10 protein-coding genes and 1 pseudogene are annotated in these 14,615 nt (G+C 71.2%); 7 read left to right on the top strand and 4 right to left on the bottom strand.

Annotation, left to right across the window (positions count from 1 at the left end; translation table 11 throughout):
• Nucleotides 1-252: 252 nt before the first annotated feature.
• A pseudogene (locus NLX86_RS00720) lies at nt 253-588 on the top strand (MFS transporter); the annotation flags it as partial.
• Between the two features lie 41 nt (nt 589-629).
• On the opposite strand, the gene NLX86_RS00715 reads toward NLX86_RS00720, so the two are convergent.
• Nucleotides 630-1,643: an LLM class flavin-dependent oxidoreductase gene (locus tag NLX86_RS00715; protein ID WP_254369553.1), complete on the bottom strand. Its 1,014-nt coding sequence runs from the start codon at nt 1,641-1,643 to the stop codon at nt 630-632.
• A 62-nt stretch (nt 1,644-1,705) separates the two neighbouring features.
• A complete protein-coding gene (locus NLX86_RS00710; protein WP_254369552.1) occupies nt 1,706-3,151 on the bottom strand; it encodes a cytosine permease in 1,446 nt (481 codons plus the stop codon).
• A gap of 158 nt (nt 3,152-3,309) precedes the next feature.
• Here NLX86_RS00710 and ftsY point away from each other — a divergent pair, with 158 nt between their 5' ends.
• A complete protein-coding gene (ftsY, locus tag NLX86_RS00705) occupies nt 3,310-4,533 on the top strand; it encodes a signal recognition particle-docking protein FtsY (protein WP_254369551.1) in 1,224 nt (407 codons plus the stop codon).
• Between the two features lie 85 nt (nt 4,534-4,618).
• Here the strand turns inward: ftsY and NLX86_RS00700 are convergent, their stop codons facing one another.
• Entirely contained in the window at nt 4,619-5,281 is a 663-nt protein-coding gene (locus tag NLX86_RS00700) for a bifunctional DNA primase/polymerase (RefSeq protein WP_254369550.1), read from the bottom strand.
• 383 nt (nt 5,282-5,664) lie between these two features.
• On the opposite strand from NLX86_RS00700, the gene NLX86_RS00695 reads away from it, so the two are divergent.
• From NLX86_RS00695 to ffh, 5 genes are all read left to right on the top strand, one after another.
• The gene (locus NLX86_RS00695; RefSeq protein WP_302060785.1) at nt 5,665-7,182 is read left to right on the top strand and encodes a hypothetical protein; all 1,518 of its coding nucleotides are present in this window, start codon (nt 5,665-5,667) and stop codon (nt 7,180-7,182) included.
• A 360-nt stretch (nt 7,183-7,542) separates the two neighbouring features.
• Nucleotides 7,543-8,904, top strand: coding sequence for an ammonium transporter (locus NLX86_RS00690; protein WP_254369548.1), 1,362 nt, complete (start codon nt 7,543-7,545; stop codon nt 8,902-8,904).
• Nucleotides 8,901-9,239 carry a P-II family nitrogen regulator gene (locus NLX86_RS00685; RefSeq protein WP_004924863.1) on the top strand — a complete coding sequence of 113 codons (339 nt, stop codon included), beginning with the start codon at nt 8,901-8,903 and terminating at the stop codon, nt 9,237-9,239. The genes NLX86_RS00690 and NLX86_RS00685 overlap by 4 nt, the downstream gene beginning before the upstream one ends.
• Nucleotides 9,240-9,305: 66 nt before the next feature.
• Nucleotides 9,306-11,741 carry a [protein-PII] uridylyltransferase gene (locus NLX86_RS00680; RefSeq protein ID WP_254369547.1) on the top strand — a complete coding sequence of 812 codons (2,436 nt, stop codon included), beginning with the start codon at nt 9,306-9,308 and terminating at the stop codon, nt 11,739-11,741.
• Between the two features lie 347 nt (nt 11,742-12,088).
• Nucleotides 12,089-13,648, top strand: a complete 1,560-nt coding sequence (gene ffh, locus NLX86_RS00675; protein WP_254369546.1) for a signal recognition particle protein — start codon at nt 12,089-12,091, stop codon at nt 13,646-13,648.
• Between the two features lie 83 nt (nt 13,649-13,731).
• On the opposite strand, the gene NLX86_RS00670 is transcribed toward ffh, so the two are convergent.
• Nucleotides 13,732-14,583, bottom strand: a complete 852-nt coding sequence (locus NLX86_RS00670) for a methyltransferase domain-containing protein (protein ID WP_254369545.1) — start codon at nt 14,581-14,583, stop codon at nt 13,732-13,734.
• Between the last annotated feature and the right edge of the window lie 32 nt (nt 14,584-14,615).

Genomic DNA, 14,615 nt, shown 5'->3' with positions numbered 1-14,615 from the left:
CCAACACGAAATCTTCAAGTCTTGAAGGAATGGACTTTCGGTGCCGCCTCGAACCATCACCCCTCACTGGGTATTGACTTCGAAAACTGAACGCATAATGTCGGCAACGTTGCTTTTACCTTCAAGTGGTGGCTGGCAGGAACTCACGAGCCACAGGAAGGGTTCGCCCCCACATGTCCGGGCCCCAGCCGGGCACGAGGAGACCATGTTGACCAGCTCCGCTCAGGTGTCGCCTCCCGGAGGCAAGGTGCGGACCTCGTCGGCGGCAAATTGCCGCACACCGAAGGCATCGTCGCGCTGATCGCGGCCCACGTGTTCGTGCTCTTCTTCGCACTGTCGTGGGGTGTCGTGGTCTGGGTCTTCCTCGGCGAGATGTTCCCGAACCGGATCCGCGCCGCCGCGCTCGGTGTCGCCGCCGCCGCGCAGTGGATCGCCAACTGGGCCATCACCGCCGGCTTCCCGAGCCTGTCCGACTGGAACCTCTCGGGTACCTACATCATCTACACGATCTTCGCCGTGCTCTCGATCCCCTTCGTAGTCAAGTACGTCAAGGAGACCAAGGGCAAGGCGTTGGAGGAGATGGGCTAATCCCCGCTGCCCGTCTCCTCAACCACGGAAACTGCCCCGGCTCAGACCTTGAGGCCCTTGAGGCCCTTGAGACTCTCGAGCCGGGGCAGTACCCGTTCGCACAGCAGATGCAGGCTGCGCCACCCCTCGTCCAGCGGCATCCCGCCGCACAGCGGGTGCAGCACCAGGCTGCCCGATTCGCCACGCGACTCGGCGTACGCGACGCACTGCTCCGGCGTCAGGATCCGGTAGACGCCCTCGGCGCGCAGCTCCCGCACCGTCGCGGCGGCCGAGCGGACCGCCGAGCGGATGTCCTTCGACTGCCAGGAGGAGTAGGTCCGGGCCTCGTGCAGGAAGTGCCTCCCGTATACGGCCCAGGCCCGGTCGGGGTCCTCGGCGACGTGGAGCAGCGGTGTCTCGGCTGCGGGCATCATGGTCCAGCCCTCGGTGCCGTACTCCGCGCGGCGGGCGTGGTAGTACGCCTCCAGCTCCGGCAGATGCGCGCTGGGGAAGAACGGCAGACCGAGGCGGGCCGCGCGGCGCGCCGCGGCATGTGAGCTGCCGCCGACCAGCAGCAGAGGATGCGGCCGGGTGTACGGGCGCGGGGTGACGCGGACCGTACGGCCGCGGTACGTGAACGGCTCGCCGGTCCACGCCTGCAGCAGGGTCTCCAGCACCTCGTCCTGGAGCCTGCCGCGCCGGCTCCACTCGACCCCGTGCTGCTCGTACTCCTCCGGCCGGTAGCCGATGCCCGCGACCGTGACCAGCCGGCCCCCGCTGATCAGGTCGAGTACGGCGATGTCCTCGGCCAGCCGCAGCGGGTCGTACAGCGGCCCGATGATCGCGGAGACCGTGACGGCGATCCGGCGGGTGGCGCCGAAGACCGAGCCCGCGAACACGAAGGGGGAGGGGAGCCAGCCGTTGGCCGCGCCGTGGTGCTCCTCCGTCTGGAGCGTGGCGATGCCGCGGTCATCGGCGTACGTGGCCATCTCCAGGGCGGCCCGGTAGCGGGCCGAAAGCGTTTCCGGGGTCGCGTCGGGATCGACGAGATTGAACCGGACGACGGTGATGGCCATGAGGAACGTCCCCCTTCGCCGGGCGCGGTGAGCAGCGAAGCAGGACGCTAGTTGACGTCACGTCAGATGGACAGGGCCCCGGCACACTCCGGCTCGGGTGCGACCACCGGGGCGGGCTCCACGGCCGTCGTCCGCGGCAGCACCGCGTACACCAGCGCTGCGACGAGCACGGTGACCGCCCAGCCCAGGCCGTTCTCGCCGATCCAGCCGGCGGACAACGGCCCGGCGAACCAGTCGACCCTGGTGAACAGCAGGCCCACGACCAGCGCGATGCCCCACGCCGCCATGGCCTGCCAGGCGAATCCGCCCCGGTACCAGTACGCGCTGGTGCGGGTCGTGTCCATCAGCGCCTCGCCGTCGTACATACGGCGGCGCAGCATGTCCACGCCGAAGACGCCGATCCACGCCGAGAACGCCACCGCGAGCAGTGTCAGGAAGGAGATGAACGAGCCGAAGAAGCTGGTCGCCACCACCATCAGCAGGAAGCCGAAGACCAGACTGATCACCGCGTTCACGCTCACGGCCCACGCGCGGGGGACCCTGATGCCCAGGGTCTGCGCGGTGAAGCCGGCCGAGTACATCGACATCGAGTTGATCAGCAGCATGCCGATCAGGGCGATCAGCAGGTACGGGACGGCGATCCAGGTCGGCAGCAGCTCGCCGATGAAGGAGACGGGGTCGGACGCCGAGGCCAGGTCGGGGGTGCCGACTGCCATGACCGCGCCCATCAGAACCATGGGGAGCACGACGACGCCCGCGCCGCCGACGGTGGCGCCGACCATCCCCTTCGACGACGCGGTACGCGGCAGGTAGCGGGTGAAGTCCGGGCCCGAGGGCACCCAGCTGATGCCGCCCGCGGCGAGGGTGCCGATGCCGGCGATCATCATCGCGGTCGAGCCGGCCGGCTTGTCGAGGACCGCCGACCAGTCCGTGTTCGCGACCAGGTAGCCCAGCACCAGCACGCTGAAACCGCCGAAGAGGTACGTCGACCACTTGCTGCACACGCGCAGCGCGTTGATGCCGAGCCCCGAGACGAGGAACGTGCAGCCGACAAAGAGCAGCAGGGTCACCACGATCAGCACGGTGTTGCTCTTGATGCCGAACAGCAGATCCAGCACGGTCAGCAGCGCGTACGCACCGGTGACGGCGTTGATCGTCTCCCAGCCCCAGCGCGCGACCCAGATCAGCGAGCCGGGGAAGAGGTTGCCGCGCTGGCCGAAGACCGCGCGGGAGAGGGCCATGCCCGGCGAGCCGCCGCGCTTGCCCGCGATCGAGATCAGGCCGACGAGCCCGTACGAGACGACGGGCGCCGCCAGGGCCACGACCAGGATCTGCCAGATGTTGAGTCCGTTGAACACCACCATCCCGGCGCCCATCGTGAGCAGCAGCACGCTGATGTTGGCCGCCACCCAGGTGGGGAAGAGTTCACGGACGCGGCCCGTGCGCTCGTCGTCGGGGACGGGCTCCAGGCCGCGGGTCTCTATCGCGCCGTCGGACTCGGCAGACATGCACACTCCGTGGGGGAGGGGTGGGGGGCCGAATCATCATACATTCGTCGCAAAAGCCGCAGGGCGGCCGGGCGGCGGACCAGCCCGGCCCGCAGAGGCAAACAGCCTCGTGGTGGGAACGAACGGTCATCCGGGAGGTCACGCATACTGGGTGAGATATGGAAATCCTCATCCTTGCTGTAGTCATCGCCCTGGTCGCGGTCGGCGCGATCAGCGGGCTCGTGGTCAGCAGCCGCAAGAAGAAGCAGCTGCCGCCCTCGGCACCGTCGAGCACGCCGACCATCACTGCCCCGCCCGCCGAACCTCAGGTCGGTGAGGACGCCGCACCGACGGTCGAAGAGCCACGCCGCACGATCGAGGAGGTCGACCTCCCCGACGCCTCGACGGCCGTGGCGGAACCCGCCGCCGTAGAGGACCCGGTCGTCGCGGCGCCGCCCGCGCCCGAGATCGAGGTGCCCGAGCCCACCGCCGGCCGTCTCGTACGGCTGCGCGCCCGGCTCTCCCGCTCGCAGAACACGCTCGGCAAGGGCCTGCTCACGCTGCTCTCCCGCGAGCACCTCGACGACGACACCTGGGAGGAGATCGAAGACACGCTCCTCACGGCGGATGTCGGCGTCGCGCCCACCCAGGAGCTCGTCGAGCGGCTGCGCGAGCGGGTGAAGGTGCTCGGCACACGTACGCCGGACGACCTGCGCGGCCTGCTGCGCGAGGAGCTGCTGAAGCTCATCGGCACCGATGCCGACCGCTCGGTGAAGACCGAGAGCGGTCTGGACGGCCCCGGTGTCGTCATGGTCGTCGGGGTCAACGGCACCGGCAAGACCACCACCACCGGCAAGCTCGCCCGCGTCCTGGTGGCCGACGGCCGCAGCGTGGTGCTCGGCGCGGCCGACACCTTCCGCGCCGCCGCCACCGACCAGCTCCAGACCTGGGGCGACCGGGTCGGCGCGCGCACGATCCGCGGCCCCGAGGGCGGCGACCCCGCGTCGGTCGCCTACGACGCGGTCAAGGAGGGCATCGCCGAGGGCGCGGATGTCGTGCTCATCGACACCGCCGGCCGGCTGCACACCAAGACCGGGCTGATGGACGAGCTGGGCAAGGTCAAGCGGGTCGTCGAGAAGCACGGTCCGCTGGACGAGGTGCTGCTCGTGCTGGACGCCACGACCGGCCAGAACGGCCTGGTGCAGGCGCGGGTCTTCGCCGAGGTCGTGGACATCACCGGCATCGTGCTGACCAAGCTGGACGGTACGGCCAAGGGCGGCATCGTGATCGCGGTGCAGCGCGAGCTCGGCGTACCGGTGAAGCTGGTGGGCCTGGGCGAGGGTGCGGACGACCTGGCTCCGTTCGAGCCGGAGGCGTTCGTGGACGCGCTGATCGGCGACTAGCCGTCGTATCTACGCAGAAGGGCCCCGCCGCAATTGCAGACATGTGCAGATGCGGCGGGGCCCTTCTGCGTACCCGGACGGAGATTCAGAGCGTCGAGCGGTGGCAGATGTACGCCAGGGTGCCGAGCAGTAGCCGGGCCTCGGGGGGCCGGCCGGCCGTTTCCAGAGCCGGCGGGCGCAGCCAGCTGACCGGGCCCAGCCCGCCGTGGTCGGACGGCGGGGCGGTGAGGTGGGCGCCGCGGCCCAGCGCGCGCAGGTCGAGATCCGCGTCGTCCCAGCCCATGCGGTAGAGCAGCTGGGGGAGTTCCTCGGCGGCGCCGGGTGCGACGAAGAACTGGGCGCGGCCGTCCGGGGTGGCCGTGACCGGGCCGAGCGGCAGGCCCATCCGCTCCAGCCGGACGAGCGCGCGGCGGCCGGCCGGCTCCGCCACGTCGAGGACGTCGAAGGCGCGGCCGACGGGCAGCAGGACCGACGCGCCGGGGAACTCGCCCCACGCCCTGGACACTTCGTCGAGGGTCGCCCCCGCGTGCACCTCACCGGCGAAGGCCAGCGGATGGGCGCCGGGCGCCCCGCACCGCCGGTCGCCGCAGGAGCAGACCCCGGCGGCCGCCCGTGCGCCAGGGACCGCGTCCCAGCCCCACAGCCCTGTGTACTCGGCCACCGCCGTGCACTCTGTGGTGCGGCCGCGGCGACGTGAGCCGGACCGGATTTCGCGAATCCCCCGGCTGCTGCCGATCGTGAAGCCCATGCCCCCTCCAACGGGTCGAACTCGCCTGTGGTTACGACTGGGAGCCTCCCGGTGACGTACCGTCGCCGCCGCCCGGTCGCGGCGGCGCGCAGCGGTACGAGGGGAGTGCGGCAGGAGGCGCGCGCCCTGGCGTACACCGTTCCGCCAACTCCTGATCGTCCTGTGTCAAGTGAATCGCGCCCAGTGGCAGGCGAGTTCATTCGAAGGGGTGGCGAATGGTGGCGTTTCTGGAATCGCCATGGCCGAAGGCGTGATCGTAGGATTACTTTCAGTGCACAAACCTCGAGATTGTGTGCGTGCGTGGGTATGCCGGGGGCAACTCGGTTTCCTGTTCGAGTGGGTGCTTCTCCGGGACAGGCGGCCACAACTCGCGGCATTCTGATATGGGTTCGTACAAAGTGGCAGAGCGGAATGGGGGCCTTCCAGTGGGCGGCAACGGCGGAAGCGCGACGAACGCTGAGAAGCGCCCCAACGAGCAGCTGACTTCGTGGTTCGTACGCAGCGGCTGGTCGAAGGGCGAACTGGCACGCCAAGTGAACCGCCGGGCCCGCCAGATGGGCGCCCACCACATCAGCACGGACACTTCGCGGGTACGCCGCTGGCTCGACGGCGAGCAGCCCCGCGAGCCGATCCCGCGCATCCTCTCCGAGCTCTTCTCGGAGCGCTTCGGCTGCGTCGTCGCCATCGAGGACCTCGGCCTGCGTACCGCGCACCAGTCACCCTCGGTGTCCGGCGTCGACCTGCCCTGGGCGGGCCCGCAGACGGTTCAGCTGCTCAGCGAGTTCTCCCGCAGCGACCTGATGCTCGCGCGGCGCGGCTTCCTCGGGACGTCACTCGCCCTGTCCGCCGGCCCCGCCCTCATCGAGCCGATGCAGCGCTGGCTGGTGCCCGTCCCCGCCACCGACCTCGGCCGGCCGGAGACCGCGGCCTCCGCGCGCCGCCCCTCGCGGCTGTCCAAGCCGGAGCTGGACCTGCTGGAGTCCACCACGGTGATGTTCCGCCAGTGGGACGCCCAGTGCGGTGGCGGCCTGCGCCGCAAGGCGGTCGTCGGCCAGCTGCACGAGGTGACCGACCTGCTCCAGGAACCGCAGCCCGCGGACACCGCGAAGCGACTCTTCAAGGTCGCTGCCGAACTCGCCGAACTGGCCGGCTGGATGAGCTACGACGTCGGCCTCCAGCCCACCGCCCAGAAGTACTTCGTCCTCGCCCTGCACGCCGCCAAGGAGGCGGAGGACAAGCCCCTCGGCTCGTACATCCTCTCCAGCATGAGCCGCCAGATGATCCACCTCGGACGCCCCGAGGACGCGCTGGAACTCATCCATCTCGCGCAGTACGGCAGCCGCGACTGCGCCACCCCGCGTACCCAGGCGATGCTGTATGCGATGGAGGCCCGGGCGTACGCCAACATGGGCCAGCCCAGCCGGTGCAAGCGGGCCGTCCGGATGGCCGAGGACACCTTCGGCGACGCGGCCCTCGGCGGCGAGCCCGATCCGGACTGGATCCGCTTCTTCTCCGAGGCCGAGCTCAACGGCGAGAACGCCCACTCGTACCGCGACCTGGCCTATGTGGCGGGCCGCAGCCCCACCTACGCCTCGCTCGCCGAACCGGTGATGCAGCGCGCCGTCGAACTGTTCGGCAAGGACGACGAGCACCAGCGGTCGTACGCCCTGAACCTCATCGGCATGGCCACCGTGCACCTCATGCAGCGCGAGCCCGAACAGTGCACGGTCCTCGCGGAACGGGCCATCGGAGTGGCCAGGCGGGTCCGCTCCGAGCGGGTCAACACCAGGCTGCGCAAGACGGTGGACACGGCCGCCAGGGACTACGGAGACGTGGCCGAGGTGGTCCGGCTCACCGATCAGATCGCCGCCCAGCTGCCCGAATCCGCGGAGGCGGTCTGAGGCCCGTCGCCGGGCCCTTCGAGCGCCGGCCGCGACAGTAACCCCGTAAAGCCCGACCGGCTCCCTCACGCCAGGTCAACCGGGTGCTGTCGCGGCCGGTTTTCTTTGCGGCTCAGCCGCCGCCGGCCCGCCGTGCCCGCTCCCGCGGGCTGCGGGACGATAACGAACGCGGTCGCCCGCCCGTCGGCAGTTCATAGGGGCGTAACACGCCAGACCTCTTCGTCACTGGCGCGAAACATCGTGCGGCATCGACCGAAACCGCGCTGCTGCAACCTCATGGCGCATAACCGGCCCGCCCCTTCAGCCGCAGGTCTACACGCTCCGCCCGCACGCGGCCGTACCGACGACGAGGAGACGCCGATGCCTCCAGGCATCACGACGCTTGCCGCAGACACGATTGAGCTGTCTGCCGCCAACACCGGGTTCATGCTCATCTGCTCCGCTCTGGTCATGCTGATGACCCCGGGCCTGGCCTTCTTCTACGGAGGCATGGTCCGCGTCAAGAGCAGCCTCAACATGCTGATGATGAGCTTCATCAGCCTCGGGATCGTCACGATCCTGTGGGTGCTGTACGGATTCAGCCTCGCCTTCGGCACCGACACGGCCGGCATCATCGGCTGGTCTGACGACTTCGTCGGACTCAGCGGAATCGGCATCGTCGAGCTGTGGGACGGCTACACGATCCCCATCTACGTGTTCGCCGTGTTCCAGCTGATGTTCGCCATCATCACGCCCGCCCTGATCAGCGGCGCCCTCGCCGACCGGGTGAAGTTCACCGCCTGGGCGCTGTTCGTCGCCCTCTGGGTCACCGTCGTGTACTTCCCCGTCGCCCACTGGGTGTGGGGCTCCGGCGGCTGGCTCTTCGAGATGGGCGTCATCGACTTCGCCGGTGGCACGGCCGTCCACATCAACGCCGGTGCCGCCGCCCTCGGCGTGATCCTCGTCATCGGCAAGCGCGTCGGCTTCAAGAAGGACCCGATGCGCCCGCACAGCCTCCCGCTGGTGATGCTCGGTGCCGGTCTCCTGTGGTTCGGCTGGTTCGGCTTCAACGCCGGCTCCTGGCTGGGCAACGACGACGGTGTCGGCGCGGTGATGTTCGTCAACACGCAGGTCGCCACCGCCGCCGCGATGCTCGCCTGGCTCGCCTACGAGAAGCTGCGCCACGGCTCCTTCACCACCCTCGGCGCCGCCTCCGGCGCGGTCGCGGGCCTCGTCGCGATCACCCCGTCCGGCGGCGCGGTCAGCCCGCTCGGCGCGATCGCCGTCGGCGCCATCGCCGGTGTCCTGTGCGCCATGGCCGTGGGCCTGAAGTACAAGTTCGGATACGACGACTCCCTCGACGTCATCGGCGTCCACCTTGTCGGCGGTGTCGCCGGCTCGCTCCTCGTCGGCCTCCTCGCCACCGGCGGTGTGCAGTCCGACGTCGCCGGCCTCTTCTACGGCGGCGGGCTGGAGCAGCTCGGCAAGCAGGCCGTCGGTGTCTTCTCCGTCCTGGCCTACTCTCTGGTCGCGTCCGCGGTCCTCGCCTTCCTGATCGACAAGACGATCGGGATGCGGGTCACCGAGGACGACGAGGTCTCCGGCATCGACCAGGTCGAGCACGCCGAGACCGCGTACGACTTCAGCGGAGCCGGCGGCGGCTCCTCCTCCCGGAGTACGGCCGTCCCCACCCCGGTCCAGGACGCGGCGGCCGCGCCGCAGAACAAGAAGGTGGATGCATGAAGCTCATCACCGCAGTCGTGAAGCCGCACCGGCTGGACGAGATCAAGGAGGCCCTGCAGGCTTTCGGCGTCCACGGGCTCACGGTGACGGAGGCCAGCGGGTACGGACGGCAGCGCGGCCACACCGAGGTCTACCGCGGTGCGGAGTACACCGTTGATCTCGTACCGAAGATCCGCATCGAGGTGCTGGTCGAGGACGATGACGCCGAACAGCTCATCGACGTCGTCGTCAAGGCCGCCCGCACGGGCAAGATCGGTGACGGCAAGGTGTGGAGCGTGCCGGTCGAGACGGCGGTCCGGGTACGGACGGGCGAGCGCGGCCCGGACGCCCTCTGACGCGCAGAATCGATCCCATCGATCACGGGGAACGGGAGCTACTGGGTGACGAGCCTCGAAGAGACCATGAGCCAAGCAGACTCGGGACCCAGCGGTTATGCGGCGGCCCGGCTGCGACTCCTCCAGGAGGAGTCGCGGTCCGGGCCGTCGCGCCGTTCCGGGCTGGCCGGGCTGACCGACGACTGGCTGTCCGCGCTGTTCGCGGGCGCCGTGCAGGAGACCGGGGTACGCGGCGCGGCGCTGGTCGCCGTCGGCGGGTACGGGCGGGGCGGACTGTCCCCGCGCAGCGACCTCGACCTGCTGCTGCTGCACGACGGCACCGCCGACGCGGGCGCGCTCGCCTCGCTGGCGGACCGGATCTGGTACCCGGTCTGGGACCTGGGGCTCGCCCTGGACCATTCCGTACGGACGCCCGCCGAGGCGCGCAAGACCGCCGGCGAGGACCTGAAGGTCCAGCTCGGGCTGCTCGACGCGCGGCCGGTCGCCGGTGACCTCGGGCTCACCGCCGGGCTCCGGACGGCCGTACTCGCCGACTGGCGCAACCAGGCGCCCAAGCGGCTGCCCCAGCTGCACGAGCTGTGCCTCGAACGCGCCCACCGGCAGGGCGAGCTGCAGTTCCTCCTGGAGCCCGACCTCAAGGAGGCCCGCGGCGGCCTGCGGGACGCCACCGCGCTGCGTGCCGTCGCCGCGTCCTGGCTCGCCGACGCGCCCCGCGAGGGGCTGGCGGAGGCACGGCGACAGCTGCTCGACGCCCGGGACGCGCTGCACCTCGCCACCGGCCGGGCCACCGACCGGCTCGCCCTCCAGGAGCAGGAGCAGGTCGCCGCAGGCTTGGGCCTGCTGGACGCCGACGCCCTGCTGCGCCAGGTGTACGAGGCGGCGCGCACCGTGTCGTACGCCAGTGACGTCACCTGGCGCGAGGTGAACCGGGTGCTGCGCTCGCGCTCGTCCCGGCCCCGGCTGCGCACCCTCCTCGGCGGCGGGCCGAAGCCCCCGGCCGAGCGCGCCCCGCTCGCCGAGGGCGTCGTCGAGCAGGACGGCGAGGTCGTGCTCGCCCTCGCCGCACGGCCCGACCGCGACCCCGTGCTGCCGCTGCGCGCCGCCGCGGCCGCCGCCCAGTCCGGGCTGCCGATCTCACTGCACGCGGTCCGCCGGCTCAGCGTGGCCGCCGCCGCGCGGCCGCTGCCCGTGCCGTGGCCGGCCGAGGCGCGCGAGCAGCTCGTCACCCTGCTCGGCGCGGGTGAGCCGACTGTCGCCGTGTGGGAGGCGCTGGAGGCGGAAGGCCTGATCACCCGGTTGCTGCCGGACTGGGAGCGGGTCCGCTGCCGGCCGCAGCGCAATCCCGTACACACCTGGACCGTCGACCGGCACCTGGTGGAGACGGCGGTACGGGCGTCCTCGCTGACCCGGCGGGTCGGTCGCCCCGACCTGCTGCTTGTCGCGGCCCTGCTGCACGACATCGGCAAGGGCTGGCCCGGGGACCACTCCGTCGCCGGGGAGGTCATCGCCCGGGACATGGCGGCGCGGATCGGCTTCGACCGCAACGACGTGGCCGTGCTCGCCACCCTGGTACGGCACCACCTGCTGCTCATCGAGACCGCCACCCGGCGGGATCTCGACGATCCGGCGACCGTAACGGCGGTGGCCTCGGCCGTGGGATCGGCCGGAACGCTGGAACTGCTGCACGCCCTCACCGAGGCCGATGCCCTGGCCACCGGGCCGGCCGCCTGGAGTACCTGGCGCGGGTCGCTCGTCGCCGACCTGGTCAGCCGGGTCGCGGCGGTGCTGGCCGGCGACGAGCCGGAGGCGCCCGACGAGGTGGCTCCCAGCGCGGATCAGGAACGGCTCGCGATCGAGGCGCACCGCACCGGGGAGGCCGTACTGGCGTTGCACGCCCAGGCGGAGGCATCGGAGGGCGGTGAACCGGAACCGGTCGGCGTCGAGCTGCTCATCGCCGTACCGGACCAGCCGGGCGTCCTCCCGGCGGCGGCCGGGGTCCTCGCGCTGCACCGGCTGACCGTACGCGCTGCGGACCTGCGGTCCGTTGAGCTGCCGGGGGAGCTGGGCCCGAGCGGGGTGCTGCTGCTGAGCTGGCGGGTGGCCGCCGAGTTCGGCTCGCTGCCGCAGGCGTCGCGGCTGCGCGTCGATCTCGTACGGGCCCTGGACGGTTCGCTCAACATCCCGGCCCGGCTCGCCGAGCGCGAGGCGGCCTATCCGCGGCGGCGGGGGGTGACGGCGCCGCCGCCACGGGTGACGGTCGCACCGGCGGGGTCGCAGCTCGCGACGGTGATCGAGGTACGGGCGCAGGACGCGCCGGGGCTGCTGCACCGGATCGGCCGGGCGCTGGAGTCGTCGGAGGTACGGGTCCGCAGCGCGCACGTGAGCACGCTGGGCGCGAACGCGGTGGACGCGTTCTATGTCACGGACGCGGAGGGCGCCCCGCTCCCGGAGAAGGAAGCGGCGGAGGTCGCCGGGACCCTGGAGGAGGCGCTGCGGGCGTGACGGTGCCCTTCTCCCCCGGGTCTCCGGCCTCCGCACCCCGGCCCCGCCTCGCGGGAGTCCCGCGCTCTGCCGCCCCGCGCCCGCTTCGCGGGCTGCGGCGCCCCGCGACTGCCGTGTGCCGCGCCGCAGGCGCAGGGGGCCCGGGGCTTGACCCCGGTTTCGGGAAGACTGGGGCGGGTCAGGGGAACGCTCGCCCGGGCGGGGCGCACCGCTGAGCCAGGGGTAGGGCGGTAACGGGGACGGACCCCGCTTCGCAGAACGGGCAGATACCCTGGGGGACGTTCCTCCCCCGACCTCCACCGGGGAACCGACAGACCGCCCCCTGACCCTGAGGATTCGCGACCGCCGTGTTCGACACTCTCTCCGACCGCCTCGCAGCCACATTCAAGAGCCTCCGGGGCAAGGGCCGCCTGTCCGAGGCGGACATCGACGCCACCGCGCGTGAGATCCGTATCGCGCTGCTCGAGGCGGACGTCGCCCTGCCCGTGGTACGGGCCTTCATCAAGCAGGTGAAGGAGCGGTCGGCCGGCGCCGAGGTCTCGCAGGCGCTGAATCCCGCCCAACAGGTCATCAAGATCGTGAACGAGGAGCTCATCGGCATCCTCGGCGGCGAGACCCGCCGGCTGCGGTTCGCCAAGACCGCTCCGACCGTGATCATGCTCGCGGGTCTGCAGGGTGCCGGTAAGACGACCCTCGCCGGAAAGCTCGGCCTCTGGCTGAAGAGCCAGGGCCACGCGCCGCTGCTCGTCGCGTGTGACCTTCAGCGCCCCAACGCCGTCAACCAGCTGAGCGTGGTCGCGGAGCGCGCCGGCGTCGCCGTGTACGCCCCGCAGCCCGGCAACGGCGCCGGTGACCCGGTCCAGGTCGCCAAGGACTCCATCGAGTACGCCCGCTCCAAGCAGTACGACGTGGTCGTCGTCGACACCGCCGGCCGCCTCGGCATCGACGTCGAGATGATGCAGCAGGCCGCGGACATCCGCGACGCCGTCAGCCCCGACGAGGTGCTGTTCGTCGTCGACGCGATGATCGGTCAGGACGCGGTCAACACGGCCGAGGCGTTCCGCGACGGTGTCGGCTTCGACGGTGTGGTGCTGTCCAAGCTGGACGGCGACGCCCGCGGTGGTGCCGCGCTGTCGATCGCGCACGTCACCGGCCGCCAGATCATGTTCGCCTCCAACGGCGAGAAGCTGGACGAGTTCGACGCGTTCCACCCGGACCGCATGGCCTCCCGCATTCTCGGCATGGGCGACATGCTCAGCCTGATCGAGAAGGCCGAGCAGACCTTCAGCCAGGCCGAGGCCGAGAAGATGGCGGCCAAGCTGGCGAAGGGCCCCAAGGAGTTCACGCTCGACGACTTCCTGGCTCAGATGGAGCAGGTCAGGAAGATGGGGTCGATCTCGAAGCTGCTCGGGATGCTGCCCGGCATGGGGCAGATCAAGGACCAGATCAACAACCTCGACGAGCGGGACGTGGACCGCACGGCCGCGATCATCAAGTCGATGACACCGACCGAGCGCCAGGACCCGACGATCATCAACGGTTCGCGCCGGGCCCGTGTCGCCAAGGGTTCGGGTGTCGAGGTCAGCGCGGTGAAGAACCTGGTGGAGCGGTTCTTCGAGGCGCGCAAGATGATGTCGCGCATGGCCCAGGGCGGCGGGATGCCGGGCATGCCCGGGATGCCGGGCATGGGTGGCGGTCCGGGCCGGCAGAAGAAGCAGGTCAAGCAGGCCAAGGGCAAGCGCAAGAGCGGCAACCCGATGAAGCGCAAGGCCGAGGAGCAGGCCGCGGCCGCGCGCCGCGAGGAGGCGGCCCAGTCGGGCGGCGCCTTCGGCCTGCCGGCCGGCCGGCAGGGGGCGGACGGTCAGGAGTTTGCACTCCCGGACGAGTTCAAGAAGTTCATGGGCTGACGCACCGACACGACGAGAGGAGCCCACGATCCCCGGGGGTCGTGGGCTCCTCTCGTACGACTGGCCTGTACTGCTGGCACGGGCTAGCGCGTACGGGCGATCAGATAGCGGAAGACATTCGGCATCCACACCGTGCCGTCGCGGCGCACATGCGGGTGCAGCGCCTCGGTGAGCTCCTTCTCCACCTGCGCCTGGTCGGTGGCCCGGCGGGCCGCCTCGAACAGACCGGTCGACAGGAGCCCCCGTATCGCGCTCTCCAGATCCGCGTACCCGAACGGACACGCCACCCGGCCCGAGCCGTCCGGTCTCAGCCCTGCCCGCTGGGCCACGTCCTCCAGGTCGTCCCGGAGGGCGGGCCGCCACCCGCCGGGCGTCCGCATCGGGTCCGAGAGCCGGGTCGCCACCCGCAGCACCGCCGAGGTGGTGCAGCGCTCCGGCGGACCCCAGCCGGCCAGCACCACGGTGCTGCCGCGGTCCGTCAACTCGGCCGCGGTCTCCAGCGCAGGCACCAGCCCCTCGCTGTCACCGGCCGCACACCCGATCGGCTGGAATGCGGTCACCAGGTTGTACGCGGGACGGCCGGGGTCCGCCGCGTCGGCGGGTCCGCCCCGCGCCAGGCGTACGGCATTGTCGTGCGCGCCCCCGGCCCGCTCCGGCGCGAGCCGCTCGCGCGCCAGCGCGAGGCGCTCGCCGTCCGTGTCGACGCCCGTCACCCGAACGCCACGGGACGCCGCCATCAGCAGGGCGAGCCCGGAACCGCAGCCGAGGCCGAGCAGCCGCGTGTCACGGCCGACCTCCAGCCGCTCGTACACCGCTTCGTAGAGCGGCACCAGCATCCGTTCCTGGATCTCGGCCCAGTCGCGGGCCCGCGCGGCCGACTCACCGCCGGAAGCCGCTGCCGTGATCGGATGGTGCCGGACGAGCGTAGGTGTCATAGAAAGCGCCCCAATCCGCCGAGAGGTCAGCT

Source organism: Streptomyces sp. A3M-1-3 (assembly GCF_024213665.1).
Classification (GTDB): domain Bacteria; phylum Actinomycetota; class Actinomycetes; order Streptomycetales; family Streptomycetaceae; genus Streptomyces.
This window is presented reverse-complemented; position numbering and strand designations above follow the sequence as displayed.